The sequence below is a fragment of the Blautia sp. CAG:257 genome (genome assembly GCF_000433815.1).
GTDB lineage: Bacteria > Bacillota > Clostridia > Lachnospirales > Lachnospiraceae > Blautia_A > Blautia_A caecimuris.
This window is the reverse complement of the sequence record NZ_HF999029.1, coordinates 1-2387: the sequence shown is the minus strand read 5'-3', so window position 1 is coordinate 2387 and position 2387 is coordinate 1. Positions and strand designations below refer to the sequence as shown.

At 32.4% G+C, this 2387-nt stretch carries 3 protein-coding genes; all 3 read right to left on the bottom strand.

Annotated elements, in window-relative coordinates:
* Positions 1 to 584 precede the first annotated feature (584 nt).
* Complete coding sequence (locus QVP40_RS04610; RefSeq protein ID WP_022067314.1) at positions 585 to 1721, bottom strand: hypothetical protein; 1137 nt, start codon at positions 1719 to 1721, stop codon at positions 585 to 587.
* Between the two features lie 14 nt (positions 1722 to 1735).
* Positions 1736 to 2107, bottom strand: a complete 372-nt coding sequence (locus tag QVP40_RS04605) for a hypothetical protein (protein ID WP_022067313.1) — start codon at positions 2105 to 2107, stop codon at positions 1736 to 1738.
* Between the two features lie 99 nt (positions 2108 to 2206).
* The coding region (locus QVP40_RS04600; protein ID WP_288200329.1) for a phage holin family protein at positions 2207 to 2387 on the bottom strand (181 nt) is incomplete at its 5' end.

The following is a 2387-nucleotide window of genomic DNA, read 5'->3' as shown; positions in this document are numbered from 1 at the left end:
GGGAGTTAAATTACCTGGGGTTGTTCCACCGTATCTATAAATTGGAAAATCTTTCCTCTGCTTCTTAGACCGCAGTATAGCGTCTGCGTCTATCTTGACTTCTTCTTTTTCTTTCGAAGCAAAAAATCAATTGACCCTACGAAATCTATAGCTTTATGTGCCACAAATCCTGCAACAAATCCCGCAACTGCTGATGCCACTTTTTAGCTACTGTTACTACAAATTTTTTACCGTACCAGCTAACAAAGCACCTATTGAAGCCGCAAAACATCCACTGTAATCCACAAGATTAGCCGGATTCGCAGTATGCATACATATTTTTCCCGTGGCTTCCGGTAATACTTAAACTCTTACTCCAGCTGTCATAAGTATAGTTTACCTCTGTGTTTCCATAAAAGAACTATCGTTTCGAACCTTTGGAAATCCAATTCTTTTGTCTCCTAAATTCTGAACCATTCCCTCTCCCTTTTTTTTATTTCCTCGACCTCTTTCTCAGCTTTTCTTTAGACTTTACCATTACAACATACATAAATGAAAACTCTTCAAACCTATCAAAAATTGGGGATTTCATCTTCTTATATTTGTCATAAACAAATCTCTTCTTCATCTACGGTAAACTTATCTATAACCTCCTCAAAAACATTTCTCATTCTTTGATAATTTTCTGTTTCCTGATTCTCCCCGCTTTTAGAAATGTATATTTTTTGTTCTTTTAATACAATTCCAGCTGTCAAAACACAAACAGATTCACTCTGACTATTCTGCTGAGTTATCATATCTATTAAAAATGGTGATAGCTTATCCACATAAAAAATGTTCGTTATACATATTGGCACTACAGGAAGTCTATCTATATGCTTTTTTACAAATTTTTTTAACTCTTCTTTCAATAGTTTTATGTGCCTCTCTGTAAGCTCTGAAACACAAAGCTGTACTAATATCTGAGTTTTGTAGTTTTTTCTATCTTCATAAATATGTATAGATATTTTATTATGTATGTCATCTAAAAGTCTCTCTTTTGTTTCCACTACTAACTCATAATAATCCATAAACGCCCAACTGGCTATTTCCATTAAATCTTTATCCCTCAAAAAAGTTTTTATAATTTCTATTTTTTCTGAATGTTTTTTAGATGTCTGAAATATTTCACCATCAATAAATAACTTATAAAGTTGTTTTCTACTTCGATTTAAAATATTATTATATTTCCAGCTTACAAAACACCGAAAAACCGCTCCTAGTATCATCCATGCATATATAATTACATAACAAAATACTAACAATTTTGATATATACATTTGATTAAAACAGACCCAATGCACAGCCGTAACCAAAGATAATATAATTAAAGCTAAAATTTTTATTAAAGCCTGAACTTGTAAAACGTAAAAGCCTTTTAAATTCGACATCCATTTTCTTTTTCTGTGTTGTGCTATATACCCATACTGAAATAATGGATTAGACTTGTCTTCTCTTTCTGCAATCTGTGCATTCATACCAGAAAATCCTGGTATGTTACTATTACGAGCTGGACGCCAATTAACTGAGATAATCAGAATAATACTTAAATAATTATATGACATCCTCTTACTAATCATATTTGTTCCAATAAAACCAGTTATACATAAAAATGCACCAATGATACTTATAATTAGGATAAAAGAAAACAAACTATTTGTATCCATCTCAAATACCCTTTTTTTATTATCTTTTCTTTTCATACACCCTTTCCTTTCTATAATTTATTACGAAAAAACATATCTTCCAAAATATAATACTGAAAAAAATATCGAGGCTTTTCTTTCAGGTACAAAAATGCAGAAGTCAGATTTCCGTATTCTCTGTACTTAAATCTAAACACACGATCCATTTTTATAGGCTTTCTTTTATAAAACTCACCTCTTTTCATATTACCTACAAGCAGGTCAATTACAGGACTCGGTGTATGTGCTCCCAAATCTGCATTCCTATATTTCCCATATCTATCATATTTCATCTGAGTATCCTGAATCCGAAACAACTCACCACCAATATCCTGACACATTTTCTGTAAAATCAGATATACTGCACACTTTTTCATAAACTCTGAAATATATTTTTTCATCATATTTTTCTGCCTGACTATACTAAATACAGCTTACTACTATATTTCCAGCCCCGTCAATAAAAGTAACCATGTTATTCTAATACCTCTATATCCTCCATACTACCTCGCTCCACTTTCTGCTGTGTCCTTTAATATATCTACTGCCTTTTTTATCATGGAAGGCATAGGAACTCCCATCATCCCTGCATTCTCCACAATAGAAAGTACTTCATTTGCTATAAATCCGATGCACACTGCATTTCTTATGTATTCCACTCCCAGAACCATATCCAGACGAGCT